Source organism: Mycobacterium sp. E1715 (assembly GCF_001667625.1).
Lineage (GTDB): Bacteria > Actinomycetota > Actinomycetes > Mycobacteriales > Mycobacteriaceae > Mycobacterium.
Window position 1 is genome coordinate 1 of record NZ_LZJJ01000497.1, and the last position, 5,212, is coordinate 5,212.

The 5,212-nt window shown below is 71.0% G+C and carries 5 protein-coding genes; 1 reads left to right on the top strand and 4 read right to left on the bottom strand.

Annotated features, from left to right (window positions below; all coding sequences use genetic code 11):
• The 3 genes from A9X03_RS24695 to A9X03_RS24705 form a co-directional block, all read right to left on the bottom strand.
• Nucleotides 1-953: acyl-CoA dehydrogenase family protein (locus A9X03_RS24695; protein ID WP_068263449.1), on the bottom strand; the 953-nt coding region annotated here is incomplete at its 3' end.
• Nucleotides 950-2,143 carry an acyl-CoA dehydrogenase family protein gene (locus tag A9X03_RS24700; protein ID WP_067750799.1) on the bottom strand — a complete coding sequence of 398 codons (1,194 nt, stop codon included), beginning with the start codon at nucleotides 2,141-2,143 and terminating at the stop codon, nucleotides 950-952. The genes A9X03_RS24700 and A9X03_RS24695, both read right to left, overlap by 4 nt.
• Nucleotides 2,144-2,145: 2 nt before the next feature.
• Entirely contained in the window at nucleotides 2,146-2,922 is a 777-nt protein-coding gene (locus A9X03_RS24705) for an SDR family oxidoreductase (protein WP_067750805.1), read from the bottom strand.
• A 90-nt stretch (nucleotides 2,923-3,012) separates the two neighbouring features.
• Here A9X03_RS24705 and A9X03_RS24710 point away from each other — a divergent pair, with 90 nt between their 5' ends.
• Nucleotides 3,013-3,360 carry a PE-PGRS family protein gene (locus A9X03_RS24710; RefSeq protein WP_067750810.1) on the top strand — a complete coding sequence of 116 codons (348 nt, stop codon included), beginning with the start codon at nucleotides 3,013-3,015 and terminating at the stop codon, nucleotides 3,358-3,360.
• 9 nt (nucleotides 3,361-3,369) lie between these two features.
• Here A9X03_RS24710 and A9X03_RS24715 read toward each other — a convergent pair.
• Nucleotides 3,370-5,212, bottom strand: a 1,843-nt coding sequence (locus tag A9X03_RS24715; protein ID WP_304528485.1) for a carboxyl transferase domain-containing protein, incomplete at its 5' end; no start/stop codon positions are given.

The window sequence follows — 5,212 nt, forward strand, 5'->3', positions numbered from 1 at the left end:
AGCTGGACGCATTCCTCGGTGGCGTGCACGGCGACGCCGCTGCAATACGCCTGGGCAAGCGCCGCGGCGACGGCGGCGTCTTCGTCGGCGCGGGCACACGTGTCGGCGGCGTGGCGGGCCGCCGCCGTCGCGGCGCTGACCTCGAACCACAGATCGGCGAGCCGGTGCTTGATCGCCTGGTAGGAGCCGATTGCGCGACCAAACTGCTTGCGCTGCTTGGCATAATCCAGCGTGGTTTCGAAACACCACTGGGCGACTCCGAGTTGCTCGGACGCAAGCAGCGCCGCCCCCGTGCGCAGAGCCGCGTCGATCGGCCCGTCCGCAGGGCCGACGCGTGACGACTTTGCCGCCGAAAAGCTGAGGTCGGCAAGGGGTCTCGTCATGTCCAACGCCAACAGGGGCGAAACTTCCACCCCCGCCGCGGTGCGCGAGACGGTGTGCAGCTCGGGCCCATCCGGGCCCGCGACCGGCACCACCAGCACGTCGGCCTCGGCGGCGCCGGCGACGCTCGTGACCGATCCGCTCAGCCCGTCCGCGCCGCCGGGGACGAGTCCGATCGGATCGCCGGGCGCGGTCGACAGCGGCACCGCCAACGCGGCGGTCAGCTCACCCCGCGCCAGCGCCGACACGGTCTCGGTATCGCCGGCGCGCAACAGCGCGACCGTGGCCAGCACCGCGCTGGACAAGAACGGCACCGGCGCGACGGCCCGGCCGATCTCCTCCATCACGACCGCGGCCTCGCGGGCCCCCGCGCCCGCGCCGCCGAGTGACTCCGGGACCAACAGGCCGGCGACGCCCAACTCGGCGGCCAGCGTCCGCCACAGGCCCGAAAAGTCTTGTGGCGTAGGGTCATAGGCGCGTGCGACCGCTTCGGGCGGGCAGCGGTCGGCGAACAGGCGCCGAACGCTGTCGCGCAGGGCGTCCTCGGTTTCGGAGTACAACAGGTCGCTCATCGCGGCAGGTCCTTCCAGGCGACGTCTTTGTCGACGCGGTGCTCACCCGGCAGCCCGAGGATGCGCTCGGAAATGGTGTTGCGCAGGATCTCCGAGGTGCCACCCTCGATCGAGTTGCCGCGGGCGCGCAGGTAGCGGTACCCGGGCTCCCGACCGACCAGGTCGACGACTTCGGTCCTGCGCATGGTCCAGTCGTCGTACTGCAGCCCCGCCTCGGCGTGCAGCTCGATGTCGAACCCCGAAATCGCTTGCGCCAATCTGGCGAAGGCCACCTTCATGCCGGCGCCTTCGGGACCGGGCTGACCGGCTTGGGCCTGCTGCCGCAGGCGCTCGCCGGCCAGCCGCAGGACCTCCGCGTCGACCCACAGCTTCATCAGCTCGTCGTGCATCGCGGGATTGCGCAGCCCGGGCTCGTCCCGCCACGCCTTGGTGACCTTCCCGATGATCCCGCCCTCGCGCGGTGTCCCGGCGCGGGTACCGATCGCGACGCGCTCGTTGTTGAGCGTGGTGGTCGCGACGCGCCAGCCGCCGCCGACCGGGCCGAGCCGGTTGGAGTCGGGCACCCGCACGTCGGTGAGGAACACCTCGTTGAACTCCGCCTCGCCGGTGATCTGCCGCAGCGGCCGCACTTCGACGCCGGGCTGCGTCATGTCGCACAGGAAGTACGTCAGGCCCGCGTGCTTGGGCACCGTCGGGTCGGTGCGGGCGACCAGGATGGCCATCTGCGCGTGCTGCGCCATCGACGTCCACACCTTCTGCCCGTTGACGATCCAGTCTTCACCCTCGCGGACCGCGCGGGTGGCCAACCCGGCCAGATCCGAGCCCGCGCCGGGCTCGCTGAACAATTGGCAATAGACCTGTTCACCGGTGAACAAGGGGCGCAGGAACTTTCGCTTCTGTTCGTCGGTGCCGAACGCCGCGATGGTGGGCGCCGCCATGCCCATGCCGATGAAGTTCTTGACGGTGCCGCCCACCGGCGCGCCCGCGGCGGCCAGTTGCGCGTCGACGAGTTCCTGGGCCTTGCGCGGCAGGTCCAGCCCGCCGAAGCCGCGCGGCAGGTGCACCCAGGCCAGGCCGGCGTCGTACTGCGCGCCAAGGAATTCCCGCGGGTCGGTGGTGGCCGGGTCGTGCTCGTCGAGCAGCGCCTGCACCCGCGCCTTGAGATCCACCGCCAGGTCTTCGGTGGTCATGGCTAGCCCTGCGGCCGAGTTTGAAAGCCTTGTGCGGCGCCGAGTAGCAGCCCGCCGTCGATCACCATGGTCTCGCCGGTGATCCAGCTCGCGGCGTCCGAGACCAGGAAGGCCACGGCGCCTGCCACGTCGACGGGCTCGCCGATGCGTCCGAGCGCTATCGAGGATGCCAGCGGATCCTCGTGGTCCTTCCACAACGCCTCGGCCAACCGGGTGCGCACCACCCCGGGGGCAATGGCGTTGACGCGGATTCGGGGCGAAAGTTCCAGCGCCAGTTGCTTGGTGACGTGGATCAGTGCGGCCTTGGTGGCGTTGTACAAGCCCATGGCGGGCGATTGGTGCAGGCCGCCGATGGAGGCAGTGTTGACGATCGCGCCGCCGTGCTCACCCATCCAGGCCTTGACGACCAGCGAGGTCCACAGCAGCGGGGCCCAGAGGTTCACGTCGAAGATCTTGGTGAATCGGGCGTGGTCCTGGTCGATCAGCGGCCCGTACGCCGGGTTGGTGCCCGCGTTGTTGATCAGAATGTCGACGCCGCCGAAACGCTCGCAGGTCAGGTCGACGCAGCGCCGGGCGGCGTCCTCGTCGACGGCGTGCGCGCCGACCCCCAGGGCGTTGCCGTCCACCTGTGCGGCCGCCTCGTCGGCCGCCTCCTGCTTGCGGGCGGTTAGCACCACGTTGGCTCCGGCCCCGGCGAGCTGCTGGGCGATCGCGAGCCCGATCCCGCGCGAGGCGCCGGTGATGATCGCGGTCCGGCCGGTCAGGTCCTGTGAGGTCATCGTGGTGCGCCTTCCGTCGCGCGAAAGCCAACGGTTTCCCGTTCGCTACATGGATGTTTTACACGTGTGGGTCGGTGGTATGCGACCCGCATGTTCTCGAAATTAACCCTTACGAAAAGACTGGTGATGGGCGGGGCTGCGGCCGCCGCGATCGCCGTTGCGCCGATCGCCATGACCGATTCCCCCGCTTCGGCACCCGCACCGTCCGCGGCGCCCTCCCACGTGGTCATCAAGGATGACCCGGGCGGCGGCGGTTGCGACGGCAACGGCAACTGTGGCTCCGGCGGACAGAACCAGGGCCCCGGCGGCGGTCCCGGCGGTCAGGGCTGCGTCCCGGGCGTCGGCTGCGGCTCGGGCGGCCAGAACGCGGGGCCCGGCGGCATTCCGGGCGGGCAGGGTTGCCTGCCCGGCGTCGGCTGCGGCGGCGGCCACGCCTGATCGGTTCGGTCACCGCGATCTCCGCGGCTCCCGGAGCCTCACAATCCAGGCCCGGGAGTCCGCGGGGTCGATGACGTCGTCGAGTTCGAACGTGGTGGCCGCCCGCAGCGCCTTGCCGTGGTCGTAGGCCGCGGCGACCAGCTTGTCGAATAGTTCCTGACGCTTGGCGGGGTCGCCCTCGGCGGCCAGCTCCTTGCTGAACCCGAGGCGCACAGCGCCCTCCAGTCCCATCCCGCCGATCTCGCCGGTCGGCCAGGCGACGGTGAATTGGGGCGCCCGGAAGGACCCCCCGGCCATCGCCATCGCGCCCAGCCCGTATCCCTTGCGCAGGATGATCATCCCGACCGGCACGGTCAGCCGCGCGCCGAGGATGAACATCCGCCCGAATCGCCGGACCGCCGCGTCCTTCTCCGCGTCGGGCCCGACCATGAAGCCCGGGGTGTCGCACAGCGAAATCAGCGGCAGCCGAAACGATTCGCACAGCGCAAGGAAGTCGCCGGCCTTGTCGGCGGCCTCGGCATCGATGGCGCCGCCGAGGTGATGCGTGCTGTTCGCGATCAGCCCGTACGCCGCGCCCTCGACGCGGACCAGCGCGGTGACTATGCCGACGCCGTAGTCGGGCCGCAGCTCCAGCACCGAGCCGGTATCGACGATCGCCTCGATCGCCCGATGAACGTCATAGGCGCGTAGCCGGTTCTGCGGCACCACATGCCGAGACAGCCGCGGGTCCGGAGCCGCCCAATCGTCCACGCCGCCCTGGAAATACGACAGATACTGCTTGGCCAGCGACACCGCGTGCGCCTCGTCGCGGGCGACCAGGCTGACGACGCCGTTGCGGCGCTGGACACCGATCGGGCCGATCGCCTCCGGCGGATATACACCGAGACCGCCGCCCTCGATCATGGCGGGCCCGCCCATCCCGATGTTGGCGTCCGGGGTCGCGATGATCACGTCGCAGACCCCGGCCAGCGCGGCGTTCCCGGCGAAGCACCTGCCCGACACGATCGAGATCAACGGCACCCGACCGCTCAGCCCGGCCAGCATCCGGAAGGTCGGCACGTCCAGCCCGGCGGCGCCACCCACGTCGGTGTCCCCCGGGCGGCCGCCGCCGCCCTCCGCGAAGAGCACCACCGGCAAGCGTTTTCGGACGGCCAGGTCGAACGCGCGGTCGGTCTTGGCGTGGTTGCGCATGCCTTGCGTGCCGGCCAGCACGGTGTAGTCGTAGGACACTACGACCGCCTCGGCCGCCGCCCGCCCGAAGCGGGCGGCGCCGATCGTGGCCAGCCCGGCGACCAGGCCGTCGGCCGGCGTGTTGGCGATCAGGTCTTCTTCGGAGCGGCGGCTGCGCTGTGCGGCGATGGCCAGCGCGCCGTATTCGATGAAGCTGCCGGGGTCGATCAGGTCGGCGATGTTCTCCCGCGCGGTACGACGGCCCTGCTTGTGCCGCTTGGCAACCGCGGCCTCGCGGCCCTCGTCGAGAGTGAACAGATGCCGTCGGCGCACCTCGTCGAGGTCGGCTCGCGGCCGATCGAGATCCGTTGCGTCGGCGGCGGAGTCGCCGCCGGCGCCGTCGCCGGTGCGGGTGAAGACCAGCAACGGGTCGCCGGTTCCGACCACCTGCCCGGGCGTTACCAGAACGCGGACGGTTCGCAGCGCGTCGGGGGCGGTGAGCACGTGCTGCATCTTCATCGATTCGAGGACGACGAGCTGACTGCCCGCACCGAAGTCGGCGCACTCGGGCGCCACCTCGATCACGGTGCCCGCCAGCTGCGCGCGCAGCACGTCCTCACCGGGATACAGCTCGACCGGCACGACGGGATCCGCGTGCCGGTGCGTCGCCGCGGCCGCGGCG

Excerpts from the sequence above, each read along its gene's own strand:
- A9X03_RS24700 (WP_067750799.1), bottom strand. The coding sequence starts at position 2,143 with ATGACCACCGAAGACCTGGCGGTGGATCTCAAGGCGCGGGTGCAGGCG.
- A9X03_RS24705 (WP_067750805.1), bottom strand. The coding sequence starts at position 2,922 with ATGACCTCACAGGACCTGACCGGCCGGACCGCGATCATCACCGGCGCC.
- A9X03_RS24710 (WP_067750810.1), top strand. The coding sequence starts at position 3,013 with ATGTTCTCGAAATTAACCCTTACGAAAAGACTGGTGATGGGCGGGGCT.